The organism is Streptococcus sanguinis (assembly GCF_008329445.1).
Lineage (GTDB): Bacteria > Bacillota > Bacilli > Lactobacillales > Streptococcaceae > Streptococcus > Streptococcus sanguinis_O.
This window is the reverse complement of record NZ_VIBR01000005.1, coordinates 20,727-39,007: the sequence shown is the minus strand read 5'-3', so window position 1 is coordinate 39,007 and position 18,281 is coordinate 20,727. Positions and strand designations below refer to the sequence as shown.

The 18,281-nt window shown below is 38.1% G+C and carries 16 protein-coding genes and 2 tRNA genes; 5 read left to right on the top strand and 13 right to left on the bottom strand.

The genetic code is table 11. The annotated features are described in order from the left end of the window. The first annotated feature begins 46 nt into the window (after positions 1-46). Positions 47-694: an HAD family hydrolase gene (locus FKX92_RS10585; protein WP_149566290.1), complete on the top strand. Its 648-nt coding sequence runs from the start codon at positions 47-49 to the stop codon at positions 692-694. A gap of 133 nt (positions 695-827) precedes the next feature. On the opposite strand, the gene FKX92_RS10580 is transcribed toward FKX92_RS10585, so the two are convergent. The 8 genes from FKX92_RS10580 to yfmF all read right to left on the bottom strand — a co-directional run bounded on the left by FKX92_RS10580 (position 828) and on the right by yfmF (position 8,055). Beyond that, on the bottom strand, positions 828-1,418 hold the full coding sequence (locus FKX92_RS10580) for a LysM peptidoglycan-binding domain-containing protein (protein WP_002894257.1): 591 nt from the start codon (positions 1,416-1,418) through the stop codon (positions 828-830). Positions 1,419-1,628: 210 nt separating this feature from the next. Continuing rightward, positions 1,629-2,423 (bottom strand): energy-coupling factor transporter transmembrane component T family protein, encoded by a 795-nt coding sequence (locus FKX92_RS10575; RefSeq protein WP_149566289.1) that lies wholly within the window; start codon positions 2,421-2,423, stop codon positions 1,629-1,631. Further along, entirely contained in the window at positions 2,416-3,255 is an 840-nt protein-coding gene (locus FKX92_RS10570; protein ID WP_149566288.1) for an energy-coupling factor ABC transporter ATP-binding protein, read from the bottom strand. The genes FKX92_RS10575 and FKX92_RS10570 overlap by 8 nt, the downstream gene beginning before the upstream one ends. Continuing rightward, the gene (locus FKX92_RS10565; RefSeq protein ID WP_187759428.1) at positions 3,231-4,067 is read right to left on the bottom strand and encodes an energy-coupling factor ABC transporter ATP-binding protein; all 837 of its coding nucleotides are present in this window, start codon (positions 4,065-4,067) and stop codon (positions 3,231-3,233) included. Before FKX92_RS10565 ends, FKX92_RS10570 begins: the two co-directional genes overlap by 25 nt. Position 4,068: 1 nt before the next feature. After that, positions 4,069-4,608, bottom strand: a complete 540-nt coding sequence (pgsA, locus tag FKX92_RS10560) for a CDP-diacylglycerol--glycerol-3-phosphate 3-phosphatidyltransferase (protein ID WP_125382957.1) — start codon at positions 4,606-4,608, stop codon at positions 4,069-4,071. Positions 4,609-4,624: 16 nt separating this feature from the next. Further along, a complete protein-coding gene (gene rodZ, locus FKX92_RS10555) occupies positions 4,625-5,479 on the bottom strand; it encodes a cytoskeleton protein RodZ (protein ID WP_149566286.1) in 855 nt (284 codons plus the stop codon). Positions 5,480-5,512: 33 nt separating this feature from the next. Then, positions 5,513-6,808, bottom strand: coding sequence for an EF-P 5-aminopentanol modification-associated protein YfmH (gene yfmH / locus FKX92_RS10550; protein ID WP_149566285.1), 1,296 nt, complete (start codon positions 6,806-6,808; stop codon positions 5,513-5,515). Then, positions 6,808-8,055, bottom strand: a complete 1,248-nt coding sequence (gene yfmF, locus FKX92_RS10545; protein WP_314830607.1) for an EF-P 5-aminopentanol modification-associated protein YfmF — start codon at positions 8,053-8,055, stop codon at positions 6,808-6,810. The genes yfmH and yfmF overlap by 1 nt, the downstream gene beginning before the upstream one ends. Before the next feature lie 187 nt (positions 8,056-8,242). Between yfmF and yaaA the strand changes: the two genes are divergently transcribed. Together yaaA and recF are read left to right on the top strand one after the other, a co-directional pair. Then, positions 8,243-8,641 (top strand): S4 domain-containing protein YaaA, encoded by a 399-nt coding sequence (yaaA, locus tag FKX92_RS10540; protein ID WP_002894275.1) that lies wholly within the window; start codon positions 8,243-8,245, stop codon positions 8,639-8,641. Positions 8,642-8,643: 2 nt separating this feature from the next. Continuing rightward, positions 8,644-9,738: a DNA replication/repair protein RecF gene (gene recF, locus FKX92_RS10535; RefSeq protein ID WP_149566283.1), complete on the top strand. Its 1,095-nt coding sequence runs from the start codon at positions 8,644-8,646 to the stop codon at positions 9,736-9,738. Positions 9,739-9,916: 178 nt separating this feature from the next. On the opposite strand, the gene guaB is transcribed toward recF, so the two are convergent. Together guaB and trpS are read right to left on the bottom strand one after the other, a co-directional pair. After that, complete coding sequence (guaB, locus tag FKX92_RS10530; protein ID WP_032908038.1) at positions 9,917-11,398, bottom strand: IMP dehydrogenase; 1,482 nt, start codon at positions 11,396-11,398, stop codon at positions 9,917-9,919. Positions 11,399-11,603: 205 nt separating this feature from the next. After that, on the bottom strand, positions 11,604-12,629 hold the full coding sequence (trpS, locus tag FKX92_RS10525; protein WP_002899532.1) for a tryptophan--tRNA ligase: 1,026 nt from the start codon (positions 12,627-12,629) through the stop codon (positions 11,604-11,606). A 290-nt stretch (positions 12,630-12,919) separates the two neighbouring features. Between trpS and FKX92_RS10520 the strand changes: the two genes are divergently transcribed. Together FKX92_RS10520 and FKX92_RS10515 are read left to right on the top strand one after the other, a co-directional pair. Beyond that, on the top strand, positions 12,920-14,542 hold the full coding sequence (locus FKX92_RS10520; protein WP_002899531.1) for an ATP-binding cassette domain-containing protein: 1,623 nt from the start codon (positions 12,920-12,922) through the stop codon (positions 14,540-14,542). A 75-nt stretch (positions 14,543-14,617) separates the two neighbouring features. Then, complete coding sequence (locus FKX92_RS10515; RefSeq protein WP_149566282.1) at positions 14,618-17,203, top strand: YfhO family protein; 2,586 nt, start codon at positions 14,618-14,620, stop codon at positions 17,201-17,203. A gap of 114 nt (positions 17,204-17,317) precedes the next feature. Here the strand turns inward: FKX92_RS10515 and FKX92_RS10510 are convergent. From FKX92_RS10510 to comE, 3 genes are all read right to left on the bottom strand, one after another. Beyond that, positions 17,318-17,391, bottom strand: a tRNA-Asn gene (locus FKX92_RS10510). Between the two features lie 5 nt (positions 17,392-17,396). Next, positions 17,397-17,468, bottom strand: a tRNA-Glu gene (locus FKX92_RS10505). Between the two features lie 45 nt (positions 17,469-17,513). After that, positions 17,514-18,278 carry a competence system response regulator transcription factor ComE gene (gene comE, locus FKX92_RS10500; protein ID WP_149566281.1) on the bottom strand — a complete coding sequence of 255 codons (765 nt, stop codon included), beginning with the start codon at positions 18,276-18,278 and terminating at the stop codon, positions 17,514-17,516. Positions 18,279-18,281: the final 3 nt, after the last annotated feature.

Below are 18,281 nucleotides of genomic sequence, written 5' to 3'. Positions count from 1 at the left end.
ACAGATTTGTCAAGTAGATTTACTAGATAGTAAACAAGGAGACAAGATGAGTCATTTGAAACATATCTTCTTTGATTTGGATGGAACCTTAGTTGACAGTTCAAAAGGCATCCAAGAATCCTTTGAATACAGCTTCAAACAACTTGGAAAAGAGTGCCCTGAAGAAAGTATTATAAAAAGTTTTATGGGTCCTCCTCTGGAAGTAAGCTTCGCCTCTGTTCTTGAAGAAAGCCAAGTTCCAGAAGCGATTAACTATTATCGCAGCTTCTATAAGGAAAAAGGCATCTGGGGCGTCCGTCTCTATGAGGGGATACCAGAATTGCTGACACAGTTAAAAGAAGCTGGCTATCAGATTTATGTAACAACGAGTAAAAATCAACCCACAGCACAAGATTTATTAGCAAATCTAGCTATCTCTGACCAATTTGATGATATTTTTGGCTCACTTCCAGATTCATTCCACAAAGCAGATGTTCTGCGTCGAGCTCTGCGAACACTAGATGCAAATCCAGAAGAAACCATAATTATAGGTGATACAAAGTTTGATATAATTGGCGGTAAAGAAGTAGGAATCTCAACTCTAGGAGTTCTTTGGGACTTTGGCAGCCAAAGAGAGTTACTAGAAAATGGAGCAGATTTGCTGGCTAATTCTCCCAAGCATATTTTAAAAATATTGAACGAACACTTTTTATAACTTTACACATTTGTCAATTTAGATAAGATTGTTACCTTTAAATCTTTATCTACACTATCATTTTCTGCTTATAAATTGTCAACTTTATGTAAACTAAAAAACCACAGAAATCTGTGGTTTTTTAGTTTCTATCTTAATAGCCCCAAGCTGAAAGCCCTTGAGCACTGTAGGCACTATATGCTGATTGGATTTGATCATCAACAGTAGCAGTTGAGCCCCAACCTGGCATTGTTTGGAAAAGACCACTAGCACCTGAAGGGTTGTAAGCATCTACTTGACCATTTGATTCACGGGCAATGATAGCTTCCCAAGTTGATGCAGGAACACCTGTCATTTCTGCCATACGTGATGCTGCATAAGAACCAGTTGCACCAGCGGTATTACCATTGCTAAGTACAAGGCCTCCTGATGTTGCTGCTGAATTAGCTGTTGCTGCAGGTGCTGCATAATTATTTACGGGAGTTGCAGTTGCTGCTACGCTTGTTTCAGACGTTTTGGCACTATTTCCAAGTTCCAAGATTTGACCAACACGGATGTGATTTGGATCTGCAATCTTGTTTAACTCTACTAATTTCTCAAGAGTTGTATTTTTTTCGTTAGCAATAGCTGATAAAGTATCACCGGCTTCAACTGTATAGGTCTCAGCATTCGCAATACCTGAAACCAAGAAAGCCGCTGCAGCGACTGCACCTGTTAAAGTCCATTTTGCTGTTTTTTTGTTCATTAAAATGTAATTCTCCTTTCGGTGATAATACTATCTTACACATAAAATATTACCAAAAAGTTACATTACCAAGTCAAACGTTACAAGAACATTTAGTTTAGACGTTAAAAACAGACTTTTACAGCTTTTTTGCCAAATATTTTCTTTGACCAAGCAAAAAATAGACAAGTTTAACTTATACTATTCTCTAAAAACACTTTAAACAGCAGATCAGTTTTTCAATATATAAAGTAGAATACCTAATATAAGTAAGCTAATAATAGCCAAGCTGTCATTTCTTTTCCATGCTAATTGGCGAAAACGTGTCCGACCTTCACCTCCATTATAGCCACGTGCTTCCATGGCAATAGCTAGAGCATCTGCCCTTTTAAAACTAGAAGCAAACAAAGGGATTAGAATGGGAATAATAGATTTAACCTTTTGAACAAGCTTTCCTTCACCAAAGTCAACACCACGCGCTCTCTGGGCGTTCATAATCCGAGTAGTATCATCCATCAACGTTGGAACGAAGCGCAGGCTCATAGAGAGCATCAGGCCAATCTCATGTGCTGGCACCTTGAAAACCTTCAGAGGTTTCAGCAAAGACTCAACCGCATCGGACAAGCTTAAGGGCGTCGTTGTCAGAGTCAGAAGAGTAGAAAAGAAAATAATCAGAATAAAGCGGCTAAAAATAATACCAGCCTGTGACAGTCCTGCTTCTGTAATTCTGATAAAAGCAAACTGAAAAATTGTAGCGCCTCCTGAAGTCAAAAACAGCTGGAACAAGGTGGTAAAAGCTATGATAAAAACCATGGACTGGATACCCTTTAAAAAGAACTTCAAAGGAACCTTGGACAGCAAGACCAAACTAAAAACGAAAACAAACAGCAGCAGATTGGTCACAAGATTATTAGCCCAGAAAATTAATAGAATAAAAAGAAACATCGCTAGCAACTTGCTCCGCGGATCCAAACGATGAATAATTGAATTTCCGGGAATATAGCGACCTAAAATCAACTTATCCATGCAAGATCTCCTTGAATTCTTCAATTGTAATAGGATAATGCGAGAAATTCATCCCTTTCTCCGCCAATTCGTGAGCAAATTTTGTAATCTTAGGAACACCCAATTGAATACTCTCCATAAAATCCAAATCCTGAAAGACCTGAGCAGGCTGACCGCTCTTGACGACTCTGCCCTTATCTAAAACATAGACTGTATCAGCAAAGTTGGCTACATCATCCATTAGGTGTGTTACCAAAACAATGGTCATACCGGCACGATGCAGCTCTTCAAAGAGCCTCATCAGTTCTTTTCGACCAGATGGATCAAGTCCTGCTGTCGGCTCGTCCAAAACCAAGATATCAGGCTCCATAGCCAGTATACCTGCTATGGCCACCCTACGCATCTGGCCACCAGAAAGTTCGAAAGGACTGCGATTGAACAAATCCTCAGAAATTCCGACTAAGTGCAGCTTTTCACGCGCCAAAGCTTCCGCTTCTTCCTTAGAAACACCAAAATTCTGAGGACCAAAAGCCACATCTTTCAAAACTGTTTCATCAAAAACTTGACTTTCTGGAAATTGAAAGACCAGACCGACCTTCTTGCGTACCTGTTTAATGTCTTTATTGACGGAATCAGCTGTGATGACTGTACTGCCTACTTCAACACTGCCCTGATTGGGAACCAGCAAGCCATTTAAAAGCTGGAGAATGGTTGACTTACCGCTGCCTGTATGACCGATAAAAGCGGTATAGCTGCCGGATTTTATCTCCAAATCCACCCCAAAAAGCGCTGGTCCCTCAAAAGGGGTGCCAGCTTGATAAGTATAACTTACATTTTTGAGAGTAATGCCCATAGTTGATCCTGCAATTCTTTTTCTGTTAAGTAAGAGTCTGGCAGAGGAATCCCTGACTGACGCAAAGCCGTCTTTACCTGATTAACAAATGGCTGATCCAATCCTAGCTCTTCTAAATCTTCTCGAGAAAAAAGTTCTCTCGGGGTAGCAGTAGATTCAACCTGACCCTCTTTCATGACCAAAACACGGTCGCTTAAGGCTATTTCATCCAGGTCATGAGTGATAGAAATGACGGTCAGTTGATTACTATCTTTAATTTTTTTCACGGTCTGGATAAGATCCAAACGTCCCTCTGGATCTAGCATGCTAGTTGCTTCATCCAAAATAATAATATCCGGTCTCAGAGCTACCACACCTGCAACAGCTACCCGCTGTTTTTGCCCTCCGGAAAGACGAGCTGGTTCACGCTCCTTAAAATCCTGCATGCCGACAAGCTCTAATGCCTGCTGGACTCGCTCTACCATCAGATCGTAGTCCAGTCCTTGATTTTCCAAACCAAAAGCTACATCGTCTTCTACAGTTGCTCCAACAAACTGATTATCTGGATTTTGGAATACCATGCCAATCTGTCTGCGTTTTTCCCAGACATTTTCAGCTGTCAGTTTATCGCCTGAGATAATAATATCTCCGCTTTCCGCTTCTAAAAGACCGTCAATCAAACGAACTGTGGTTGATTTTCCACTCCCATTATGACCGACAATAGACAGCCATTCCCCTTTTTTTACTTGAAAGGAGACATCATTTAAAGTGTAATTCTCAGACTCACTATCGTATTTGTACTTAAGATTTCTTACTTCGATGATATTTTCCATATTATTTAAAGGTATCTTTAAAGAGATAGGCACTTCCCTTGAAGTAGTCATATCCAGAATAAATCGTAAAGATTAAAGCGATATACAGAAGGATTTGCCCTAAGAGAGTCCAATGAATCAGTAGAAAAATAATAGCAAACATCTGCGTGAAGGTCTTGATTTTACCAGGCATAGCAGCCGCCAAGACTGTACCGCCTGTTTCCACTAAAAGCAAGCGTAGACCTGTTACTGCCAATTCCCGGCAAATAATAATAGCCACAACCCAGGCAGGAGCCATTTTCATCTCAATCAACATGATAAAGGCAGACATCACTAAAAGCTTATCAGCCATGGGATCAGCAAATTTACCAAAATTTGTTACCACTTCCCACTTTCGAGCCAAATAACCATCTAGATAATCAGTTATACTAGCAAAAGCAAAGATAAAAGCTGCCAAAATATGCATGATGGAAGAATGACCGAATGTTAAAATCACAACAAATACAGGGATTAAAGCAATCCTGACAAGAGTTAAGGCGTTTGGAATATTTTCTTTTTTCATGGGATTCCCTTCGTTTCTATCCTTTCGTAATGTTCAAACTAATGGTTCCACTATCACTAGTCAAAGCCGAAGTATCTAGTTTTTGTCCCTCTATCGTTACAGTTGCCCCTTTAACAGGTGCTAACGTAATAAGATACTTATTGCCTGGCTCAAGAGCAACCGTCTGGCTTGATTTTTCAGGAGATAAGGTGATACCTTCGGCTAGTTCTGAATCGCTTATGCTTACCAAATTGGTCGTTTGCTCCACAGAAACGGTCACTTTGACAGGCTGACTTGCTCCGCTATACTCAGCAATCAAATTATCTCCGCTTCCACCAACTGTCAACTTGCTAGCCGAGGAAGAAACTGACTTAGAATCAGCCGAAGAAAAGGAACCCATCTGACTATTAGTACTTGTAGAAGACACCAGACTATAATTGCTGTTAGATGCTTTGAAACTTACCGAATTAGTGTGAGCATAGCTCCAGATATAGTATGCCACGAAAGCAGCAATAGCTGAAGCCAACAAGAGAAAATAGAACAAGGGCAGAAAAGAGCTTTTATTTTTATTTTTTCTGCTCCTGAATTCCTCATCTGCTGCCAGTGCCACTTCATCAAAAACTATCATCTCACCAGCTTCGTAAGCCTCCAAAATAATGGATTCATCCAAATCTACAGCCCAAGCATATTTCCGCAAGAAGCTACGTGCATAGAAAGGACTAGGAAGCAAATCATAGTCATTTCGTTCCAGCGCTTCCAGCAAATCCTGCTGGATATCTGTCTTTTTTGACAATTCCTCTAAGCTCAACCCTTGATTGGTCCGGGCAAGCTTCAACACTTCTCCTATCGTTTTTTTTCTCATACGTACTTTTCCCTTATTTCTATTCTTCACTATTTTAACAAAATTTTAAAAACGATTCTGGAATTATTTTGGAAAAATAGTAAAATCTGTCATATCACACTGATCGATAAATCGATGACCTAGTTTTATCACATCATTCAAGCTGATGTCCTGTAAAATTTTCGGCAAATCAAACAGATTCTCACCCGTCAAATGCGGTTCATATTGGGTTGCAATATACTCAAGCGAGTTTAAACCATGCAGAAAATCACCAAACATCTCACTTTTAATCGTATCCAAATGCTCTTCTGTCACATCTGGATCCTTGTCAAAATTCTTGATGGCTGAACGAAATTGATGAGAAAGTCCCACCGGTTCCTGAGTATCCATCGTCAGCATGACAAAGTGAAAATCTTTTTCTACTTCCACTTCCAGCGTTAAAGAATTATCCATTTTCCCACTTTCATAGAGGGATTGGAAACGCTTGGAAGTCCAGCCAAACATCATGGCAAATAAAAGTTTCAAAGTGATTTTATAGCGATACAACTCCGATTTATCAACAAAATCTGTACCTCGAATCCCAACTGCCAGTTTTGGACTAGCCACCTCCATTCGGTAGGTATCCGTTGATACCACTGGGTGAAGGCTAACAGGAATTTTTTCAATAGGTTCCGAACTCCCAGCAAAAACTAATTTTGCCTGCTGTTCTGCAATCTCTGCAGCTATCTGTTCCAAATCAAAATTACCAATCACAAACAAAGTCATATTAGAAGGATGATAAAAGTTCTTGAAATTTTCCTTCAAATTTTCGACGGTTATCTCAGAGATAGATTCCTTCGTTCCTGCAATGTCTTCTGCCAAAGGTGTTTGAGGATAGAGATTGGCCAAGGCTCCAAAAAAGAGACGATAATCTGGATTATCCTGATACATTTCAATTTCTTGGCCAATAATATCCTGTTCTCGCAAAATGGATTCTTTTGTGAAATCAGCCTGATGCACAAGTTCTTGCAAAAGCTGTAGGTTTTCTGAAATGTTATCCGTTGCAGAAAACAGATAACTGGTCCGAGTAAAGCTTGTAAAGGCATTGCTCTCAGCCCCTAGCTTAGTAAATTCCAGCAGCAAATCCTTTCCTTGCAGGCCTTCAAAAAGCTTATGTTCCAAAAAATGAGCTATTCCAGCCGGATATTGAGTGACCCGCTTGGTTTCACGTGAAACAATCCCAGTATCCACTGAACCAAAATTAGTTGAGATAATCCCATAAGTTTCATTAAAATCATTTTTAGGCAGAAGAAAAACACGCAAACCGTTTGCTAATACTGTCTGATAGACAGTTTCTCCTACTGCTGAATAATTGATTTTTTCTAGCACTTCTCCCTGCATTATTTTCCTTCCATAAAGTAAATAGCTTGTAATTTCAACTGACCAGCTGCCTTGATAATATCATCCTTACGAACCTGTTCCAAAGCTTCCAGCCAAGCTTCAAGAGATAAGAATTTTTTCCCTAAAACAGAAGCCATATAAGCTCTCTCTAAGATTGTATTCTGTCGATCCTGAGCTAACAATACTGAATTTCTCAGCATTTTCTTGGTTTGATTCAGTTCTTCCAGACTAAAATTCCCACGCTTCAAATCAGCAATCTGTCGGTTGATTAAAGCAACTGTTCTGGTCCGATTGCTACGATCAATACCAGCGTAAATCCGCATCATTCCTGAAAAAATATCAAAATTGCTAGAAATTGTATAAGCCAGCCCTTCCTTTTCACGAAGATTGACAAATAATTTCGAATGGGCAAAGCCACCTAGCAAAGCATTTAAAACGACCAAGGGCAGGTGCTCACTCTCTCCGTACTGAATAGGGAAGTGATAGCCTAACTCAATAATTGACTGATGAACATCTTTCTGCTCCAGTCCTTCTCGCAAAACATTGGAATATTCTTGCTGATAAACTAACTGAAGTTCTTGCTGGCGAGGCGCAAAATTGAAAGATTGAATTTTCTCCCGAACAGCCACTTCATTAAAGTCCCCAATAAAGAAAAAGTCAATCTGATTTTCCTGAAGCATCTGCTGAAAAGCAGCAAAACTGCTTGCAGCTGTCTCTTTCTGGATTAATTCAATCGTCCCAACACGAGGCATCTGCATTTCCTCTTCTTCATAAAAGAGTTTGTCTAATTCTCGATGAGCATGATAAAAATGATTCTCAATTTCTGCTTCCAAATCATTCAAGATATTTTTCTTCTCAATTTCAAAAGCAGATTCATCAAAAGCGTCCTGACTTACCAATGGAGAAAACAAGCTGGCTTTCAAAAAATCAAGCATGGCATCTGTCAGGACATTTTTGCGACTCAAAAATTTATCCCGCACAAAAGAAAGATTGATATCTAAATAATGGACCAATCCTCTCCTTGAAAGACTCGTTGAATAATCAGCACCATACAAATTGGCCAAACGTTCTCTGAAGGCCTGCGAAGTAGGATAAACAGCATTGACAGTCTCCAGCATACTGGCTGTTAAAACCCGACCAGCTACTGTTTCTTTGGACATAGGCGCTGAAAAACGAACCTTAATTTTGTTTGTTTTAAATTTTTCTGATTGAATAAAATGGAGACGAACTCCTTTAGTGATTTCCATGACGCCCCTCATACTGAATAATATAGACTACTATTATATCATGAAATGCCTCTGATTTGTTTGTTCTACCAAGCTTTTTGCTGATTAAAACGTTTTCTGATAACAGGAGAAAATTTCCACTTTTATCCAAAGCACCTCAGCACTTTTTACTAACAAATATGGTATAATGACAGGGTTGAGGTGAAATATGGAATATAAATTATTTGATGACTACATCACGCTACAAGCCCTTTTAAAAGAAACAGGAATTATCCAAAGCGGCGGAGCAATTAAAACATTTCTAAGTGAGTATCCAGTCCTTTTTAACGGTGAGCCAGAAAACCGCCGGGGGAAAAAACTCCGTGTCAATGATAGGATTTCCCTTCCTGAGCAAGGAATTGAAATTAATCTGACAGCTCCTAGTCAAGAAGAAATTCTGCAACACCAGAAAGAAATCGCAGAAAAAAAACGAGTTGCTGAACTTGTCAAAGCCATGAATAAGGATTTAAAAAAATCTCAGACTTCTAAAAAAGAAAAGCGTAAGAATACAGGGATACCTAAAAAGCAGAAAACTACTAAAAGCCCTGTTCGCTTCCCTGGTATCTAATCATGTGGCTGCAATCATTAAAAATCAAGCATTTCCGAAATTATCAGGAAGCTGATATTGACTTCCATCCTGGCTTAAATGTCTTTCTAGGCCAGAACGCACAAGGTAAAACCAATATTTTAGAAGCTATTTATTTCCTAGCCTTGACAAGAAGCCACCGTACACGCTCAGATAAGGATCTGATTCATTTTACAGAAAATGACCTCCTTGTTTCTGGTATCTTAGAAAAAAAGACTGGTAAAGTTCCCCTTGACATTAACTTGACACCAAAAGGTCGCATCACAAAAGTCAACCACTTGAAACAAAGTAAATTATCAGACTACATTGGAACTATGAATGTTGTCCTGTTTGCTCCTGAAGATTTACAGCTGATTAAAGGTTCTCCCAGTCTACGCCGTAAATTTATAGACATTGAACTCGGACAAATCAAGCCAGTCTATCTATCAGATTTATCCAATTACAACCATGTCCTCAAACAACGCAATGCCTATCTGAAAGCTAATGATAAAGTTGATGAAACCTTCTTGACTGTCCTTGATGAGCAACTGGTTGACTACGGCTGTCGTGTAATCAGGCATCGGTTAGATTTTTTGCAAAAATTAGAAAGCTTTGCTCAGGACAAGCACTGGGACATTTCTCAGAATCTGGAAAAGTTGACTGTCAAGTATCTGTCATCTATTCCTTTACAAAAAATTGACAATTTAGAAGAAACTTACCGCTCTTCCTTAATAAGCAGCCGTAAACGTGATCTATTCAAAAAAAATACAGGTGTTGGTCCTCATCGTGACGATATTGCTTTTTTTATCAACCAGATGGATGCCAACTTTGGTAGCCAAGGTCAGCATCGCAGTCTTGTTTTATCACTGAAACTAGCCGAAATCAAGTTAATAGAAAGCATTACAAAGGAAACACCTATTTTGTTGCTTGACGATGTAATGAGCGAACTTGACAATAACCGTCAACTAAAATTATTAGAAACTATCTCTCAGGATATTCAAACTTTCATCACTACAACAACTTTAGAACATTTAAAAAATCTTCCACAAGATATAAAAATTTTCACCATCCAGCAAGGACAAATTGTATCTCAATCCTAGCATTACACAAACTTTACGTTTTTGTAAATTTTATTTACAAAATATTGCTTATAGTGTAAACGAATTATATCGAATTGTTGTTAGAACAACTTTTATAGCCTTTTGATTTGTAAATATATATCAATTTAAATCGTAAATTTAAAACGAGGTTAGGAAAAATTCCCGACCTCGTTTTTTTTTATTGAACTGAATAGTTAGGAGCTTCATTTGTGATTTGTACATCATGAGGGTGGCTTTCCTTCAATCCAGCGCCACTCATCTCAATAAACTGAGCATTATCGTGAAGTTCTTGCAGATTTGCAGCACCAACGTAGCCCATTCCAGAGCGGATACCACCCAGCATCTGGAAGACAATATCTGCAGCAGCTCCCTTGTACGCCACACGGCCTTCAATTCCTTCTGGAACTAGTTTATTAGCTTCATTAACAGACCCTTGGAAGTAACGGTCACTAGAGCCCTTCTTCATAGCGGCGATGGATCCCATACCACGGTAAGTCTTAAATTTCCGACCTTGGAAGATTTCCGTCTCGCCTGGCGCTTCGTCTGTTCCTGCAAACATTGAACCTAACATAACAGCATTTCCGCCTGCAGCCAAAGCCTTGACAATATCTCCAGAATACTTAATTCCACCATCAGCAATGATGGTTTTTCCATATTCACGTGCCACAGCAGCTGCATCATAAATAGCAGTTACTTGAGGAACACCAACACCAGCAATGACACGGGTTGTACAGATAGAACCAGGACCAATTCCAACCTTAACAACATCCACACCTGCATCAAAAAGTGCACGCGCACCCTCAGCAGTTGCAATATTTCCAGCAATCAAGGTGCGATCAGGGAAATGAGCACGAATCTCAGCAATCTTGCGTAAAACTCCAGCTGAGTGGCCATGAGCAGTATCAATAACAATCGCATCTGCACCCGCTTCAAAGAGAGCTTCTGCACGTTCGAAAGTATCTGAAGTAACACCGACAGCACCAGCGACCAAAAGACGGCCAAACTCATCTTTAGCAGCATTTGGAAACTCAATAACCTTTTCAATATCTTTAATGGTAATCAAACCCGAAAGACAGCCCTTATCATCAACCAAAGGCAACTTTTCAATCCGGTGTTCTTGCAAAATACGCTCTGCAGTTCCCAAATCTGTTCCAACAGGCGCCGTTACAAGATTCTCACTGGTCATATGGCGAGAAATAGGTTGGTCATAGTCAGAAATAAAACGCAAATCACGATTAGTTAGAATCCCTACTAACTTACGATTTTCAAGAGTTTCTACAACAGGAACACCACTGATGCGGTAACGTCCCATTAGCTCATCTGCTTCAGCAATCGTATGCTCTGGCGTTAGGAAAAAAGGATCAATAATAACGCCATTCTCAGAACGTTTAACCTTTCGAACTTCATCGGCCTGTTGCTCAATAGACATATTTTTGTGGATAACTCCAAGACCGCCAGCACGGGCAATAGCGATAGCCATCTGACTCTCTGTAACAGTGTCCATAGCGGCAGTAATGATTGGGATATTCAAGGTCAAATTCTCAGCAAGCTTGGTACTCAAATCAGCATCATTGGGCAGTACATGGCTTTCAGCTGGAATCAGAAGCACATCATCAAAGGTAAAACCTTTTTTCAAAAATTTAGTGTCCCAGTTAGACATCCACAGTTTCCTCTTTTCCTTCTTATTTGAACTAATACCCAAAGAAAATTGAAGTTCAGTTTTCTTTGAATAAGAGCTGGTTTTTTTGTTGTTAATATCATACCATTCTATAGGAAATTGTCAATCATTATTATACAAAAAATAAAAACCATCATTTTTAAAACTAAAAACGATAGTTTTTGTGATTTATAATCAATAATGTTCGTTATTTAAAGTAATTAATCCCCATCGCAGACTTCACTTCTGAAAGAGTCTGAGAGGCAGTTTGACGAGCCTTATCACATCCTTCTTGCAGCATCTGATAGACCTGCCCCATGTCTTTAGCAAACTCCACACGACGCTCACGAATCGGACCTAACTCTCGCTCTAAAATTTCTAACAGATAGCGTTTGGTTTTGACATCTCCCAGACCACCTCTTTGATAATGCTCTTTCATTGCAGCAATATCAGCAGCATCTTCTGGGCGGCCAAAAACATCCAGATAGTGAAAGACCATATTTCCCTCAACTTTTCCAGGATCTTCCACTCTGATATGATTAGGATCTGTATACATGCTCATAACTTTCTTTTGCAGAATATCCATATCATCTGCCAGATAAATACCGTTATTGAGAGACTTAGACATCTTAGCATTGCCATCCAAACCAGGCAAACGTCCAGCTGCTTCATTTTCAGGATAAATCCCTTCCGGTTCTACCAAAACATCTGTCTGATAAGCATTGTTAAAGGATCGAACAATCTCCCGAGTCTGCTCAATCATAGGCTTTTGATCATGTCCTACTGGTACAAAATTAGCTTTAAAAGCAGTAATATCCGCTGCTTGAGAAATTGGATAAACTAAAAATCCAGTCGGTAAACTTTCCCCAAATCCTTTTTGCGCAATTTCTGTCTTGACAGTAGGATTGCGTTCAAGACGAGCCAATGACACCAAATTCATATAATACATTGACAACTCTGCCAACTCAGGAATCTGACTTTGAATAAAAATAGTTACTTTTTTAGGATCCAATCCAGCTGCTAGATAATCTAAAGCTACATTACCAATAGACTCAACAATTTTCTGAGGATCCTTTGCATGATCTGTCAAAGCTTGCTGATCAGCCAAAAATACGAACATCTCATATTTACCCTGATCCTGCAAAAGCACGCGGTTCCGTAAACTTCCTACATAATGACCAATATGCAATTTTCCTGTCGGACGATCTCCTGTTAAAATAATTGGTTTAGTCATTTATTACTCCTCAATTTATAATGAGTTCATTATATCATTTTCAATGAAAATGAGAAAGAAGTTTCTAGAAAAAAGCGAAAAATCCAGTTTTTACAGTTTGATTGACATCTCTTTACAGAATTTGTAAACTTAATTGACAAACTATTCTGGCTGTAAAACATAAAATTCTTAGTTCATTCTATTCTCCTTTTTTCTTTTTGCTCAGGTTTTTAGTTTTTATCTCAGAATTATTTGAAAAAAGTTCTGTTTTCTAGTAAAATGAAGAAGATTATATATATAGGAGAAAGACATTGCTTACAGTATCAGATGTATCACTGCGTTTCAGTGACCGAAAATTGTTTGATGAAGTCAACATCAAATTTACAGAAGGAAATACTTATGGATTGATTGGAGCTAACGGCGCTGGAAAATCAACCTTTTTAAAAATTTTAGCTGGCGATATCGAGCCAACAACAGGCCACATTTCTCTAGGACCAAATGAACGTCTTTCAGTCCTTCGCCAGAACCACTTTGACTATGAAGAAGAACGGGCTATTGATGTTGTAATCATGGGAAATGAGCATCTCTACAACATCATGAAAGAAAAAGATGCTATTTATATGAAGCCTGATTTTTCTGATGAAGATGGTGTACGTGCGGCCGAGCTTGAGGGTGAGTTTGCTGAACTAGGTGGCTGGGAAGCTGAAAGTGAAGCCTCTCAATTATTGCAAAACCTCAATATTCCGGAAGATCTTCACTACCAAAATATGAGCGAGCTCTCTAACGGAGACAAGGTCAAAGTACTCTTAGCCAAAGCCCTTTTTGGTAAACCTGATGTCTTACTTCTGGACGAGCCAACTAACGGTTTGGATATTCAGTCTATTACTTGGCTGGAAGACTTTCTTATCGATTTTGACAATACAGTTATTGTTGTATCCCACGATCGTCACTTTTTGAATAAAGTCTGCACTCATATGGCCGACCTTGACTTTGGAAAAATCAAGCTCTATGTCGGAAACTATGATTTCTGGAAAGAATCAAGTGAACTAGCGGCTAAGCTGCTCGCTGACCGAAATGCCAAAGCAGAAGAAAAAATCAAGCAACTTCAAGAATTTGTTGCTCGCTTTTCTGCCAATGCTTCAAAATCAAAACAAGCAACTTCTCGTAAAAAGATGCTTGACAAGATTGAGTTAGAAGAAATTGTTCCATCTAGCCGTAAATACCCATTTATCAGCTTTAAAGCAGAACGTGAAATCGGTAATGATCTCTTGACAGTGGAAAACCTTTCTGTCAAGATAGATGGAGAAACTATTCTTGATAATATTAACTTCATTTTACGTCCTGGCGATAAAACAGCTTTAATTGGCCAAAACGATATCCAAACAACAGCTTTGATTCGTGCCTTGATGGGTGATATTGAGTATGAAGGAACTGTCAAGTGGGGTGTCACAACCAGTCAATCTTACCTACCAAAAGATAATTCTCGTGACTTTGCTAGTGGCGAATCAATCCTTGACTGGCTGCGTCAATTTGCTAGCAAAGAAGAGGATGACAACACCTTCCTTCGAGGATTCCTTGGGCGCATGCTTTTCTCTGGAGATGAGGTTAACAAGTCTGTCAATGTCTTGTCAGGAGGAGAAAAAGTTCGGGTCATGCTATCTAAGTTGATGTTGCTTAAATCCAACGTTTTAGTCTTAGACGATCCAACCAATCACTTAGATTTGGAATCAATCTCCAGCTTAAATGATGGATTGAAAAACTTCAAAGGATCCATTATTTTTGCCAGTCACGACCATGAATTTATTCAAACCTTGGCCAACCATATCATTGTCTTGTCTAAAAACGGTGTGATTGACCGCATTGACGAAACCTATGATGAATTCTTGGAAAATCAAGAAGTTCAGGCAAAAGTCAAAGAACTTTGGAAAGATTAATTCCTTGTCAATTTACGTTTACAAAGCTTTACAGAGGCATGAAACAACGTTTCTGCCTCTTTCTATATAAGAAATATGAATCACATTAAAGAATATTTTAAAAAAAATTGGCCTTATTTTTGTGCCTTCTTTCTTCCATTTTTCATCATGTTCTTTGTCTACTTGATGTACGGAATTTACTGGAATAGCGAAACGTCTCCCTTGCTTGGTGATGGTTTTCATCAGTATGTCATTTTTGATACTAACCTAAGAAATATCCTCCATGGCACAGATAGTATTTTCTATACTTTCTCTAGTGGACTTGGTCAGAATTTCTATGCTTTATCCAGTTATTATTTAGGTAGCTTCTTATCTCCCTTGGTTTATTTCTTTGATTTGAAATCAATGCCAGATGCCGTCTATCTATTTACCTTAATCAAGTTTGGATTAATTGGACTTTCTACCTTTATCAGTATCAAAGGAATATTTAAAAAGATTCCAACTTTACTCATCATCACTCTTTCAACTTCATTTTCTTTAATGAGTTTTTCAGTCAGTCAATTGGAAATTAAAACCTGGCTAGATGTGTTTATCCTTGCACCTTTGATTGTGTTAGGTTTACACAGGTTGATAACTGGAAAAGGCAGAGTGCTATACTTTACAACACTGTCAATTCTCTTCATCCAAAATTATTATTTTGGATATATGATGGCAATCTTTTTGGTCTTTTGGTACCTTCTTCAATTATCTTGGGATTTCAAAAATAGAATTAAAAGTTTACTTGACTTTACAATCGTATCTGCTTTAGCAGGTCTGACTAGCCTAATCATGATTTTGCCAACTTACCTAGACATAAGTACTCATGGTGAAACCTTGACAAAAGTTTCTTCTTTGCTGACAGAAAAAAGTTGGTTCTTAGATGTGTTTGCTAAAAATTTTATTGGCAGTTTTGATACAACCAAGTATGGTTCTATCCCTATGATTTATGTCGGCACCTTCCCCTTGATTCTGGCTATCTTATTTTTCACCTTAAAATCTGTTAAGTTTCACGTGAAACTTTGCTACTTTTTACTCATTGCAGTTTTCATAGCTAGTTTTTATCTTCAATATTTAGACTTACTTTGGCAGGGAATGCATGCTCCGAACATGTTTCTTCACCGTTATTCTTGGTTATTTTCTCTGCTAGTTATCTATATGGCTGCTGAGACTTTAAATCGTTGGAAAGATGTGAAAGTAATGAATGTTGCCATTAGTTTCACTTTGCTCAGCCTTGGATTTATTATTACTTTTATTCAGAGAAAACATTATGACTTTTTGGGTCCTGAGAATTATATTCTAACATTAGAATTTCTGCTGGCTTATCTCTTGATTAGTTTTGTCTTAGCAAAATCTTCGATTCAACCAAAAATCATTCTCCCTGTCTTGCTTTTCTTTGTTACTTTTGAATTGTCGCTTAATTCCTATTATCAAGTTGGAGGAATTGCTAAAGAATGGGTATTTGCCACTCGTTCATCTTATGCTAGCCACCTTGACGAGATTGACAAGCTTGTCAATTATTCCAAAAAGGAAAATATTGACTTTTTTAGAACTGAAAGATTGAATCCACAAACGGGAAATGACAGTATGAAATTCAACTACAATGGAATTTCCCAGTTCTCATCTGTTCGAAACACTCAGGCAAGTTCTACTTTAGATAAACTTGGTTTTAAATCAGCAGGAACAAATCTGAATCTCCGTTATCAAAACAACAGTATTTTAATGGACAGTATTTTTGGTGTTCGCTACAATCTATCTGAAACAGATCCTCAAAAATTTGGTTTTCTTCCTGAGAAAACTGAAAAAGAAATGTCTCTCTACCAAAATGATGCTGCACTTGGTTTAGCTTTTCTGACCAATGATGTTTACCAGGATGTCAAGTTTACAAATTTGACTTTAGATAATCAGACAGAATTTTTGAATCAATTAACTGGCTTTGATTTTAAATATTATGATAAAGTAGATGCTATAACTACTAATGAAAATGTCAAGCAAATTGGTAACAGAGTGACAGTGGATATTGACAGAGAAAACAATACAAGCTTTGCTAGTGTAGTCTATACTGTCAATGTACCTGCTAACAGTCAACTATATGTCAATGTCGCTGGGATTGATTTTAGTAATGATGATCAGACAGATGTTGACATTACTGTAAATAACTTTACAGAACGTTATACAACTAATAATGTTTTTCCTTTCTTTAATGCTGGCTATTTCAGTCAAAGTCAAACAGTATCTATTCGCTTTACATTCCCAGATAATTCGACAGTTTCTTTTGATACGCCAGAATTTTTTGCCGTTAATACTGAGCAATATCAAAATGTCATTCAAAAATTAAAAGAGCAGCCCGTTTCCACAACTACTGATTTAAACACAGTAAAAACAAACTATAGAGCGGAAAAGGATACTTCATTATTCTTTACCATTCCTTATGATAAGGGATGGTCAGCCACTCTTAATGGGAAGCCTGTCACACTAAAACGAGCTCAAAACGGCTTTATGAAATTAGATGTGAAAAAAGGAGAAGGAAAAGTTGTCCTCACTTTCATTCCTAATGGACTGAAAGAAGGTGGCATTGCCTTCATATCTGGCATAATCTTATTTGTTTGCTATAATTTTCTACGTAGAAAACGGCAGAGAATGTAAATATATCAAAAAAAACAGCTCCTTACCAATATAAAAAATAAGGCTCTTCATTAAAATGCTAGTGAAGGCCTTTTTTTGAACAATAAAAAAAACACCCACTAGGAGTGTCTCTAGCTCCGGCAGTAGGACTCGAACCTACGACATCATGATTAACAGTCATGCGCTACTACCAACTGAGCTATGCCGGATAATATAGTCCGTACGGGATTCGAACCCGTGTTACCGCCGTGAAAAGGCGGTGTCTTAACCCCTTGACCAACGGACCATATGGTATGCTCTCTTTCAGAACATATTCCATTATATCAGGTTTTTAAGCTTTGTCAACTCTTTTCCCTTTATTTTCGAAAATATCTTTCAGATATTTCACTCTTAAACGAGTGACCGGACAGCGATGATTTTCGTAAAAAATAATTTCTCGATTTTTCTTGTCATAATCAACAATGTTGTCAATATTCACCAGATAAGATTTATGTGGTGAAAAAAATCGTTTAGATTGCTGATCTTTTTCTTGAATATCTGTTATCGTTCCATAAAACTCCTTGAGAAAATTTTTACCGACAATCCGAAGTTTATGAGAGCTCCCTGTCGTTTCGATATACAAAATATCGTTATAAGGCATTCGAACATCATTGCCACGATAACTATATTCGAAATAATCTACCATATTGGTATTTTCAATTAGTGTACTCTTAGTGTAAAGAATACTGTCTTTGATTCTATTTTTAAAAGCATCATTGTTGATATCTTTATCGATAAAATCAAGTGCTGATACTTTATATTTAAAAGTCATAATAGCAAATTCAGATTTTGAGGTTACAAAAACTATAATGGCATAAGGATTATGATGACGGATAAATTGAGCTACTTCCAGCCCTTTTGTTTCCTCCCCCTTAATGTCAATATCCAAAAAATAAAGCTGGTTAACGTCTCCATTTTCAATATATTTTTTGAATTCTTTGATTTTTCCTGTAACCTGAACCTGGATGTCAATTCCAAGTTCCTCAGCAATTTCTGCTAATGTCGTTTCCATCCTGACTTGATGAGATACGGTATCCTCTAAAACTAACACTTTCATAAA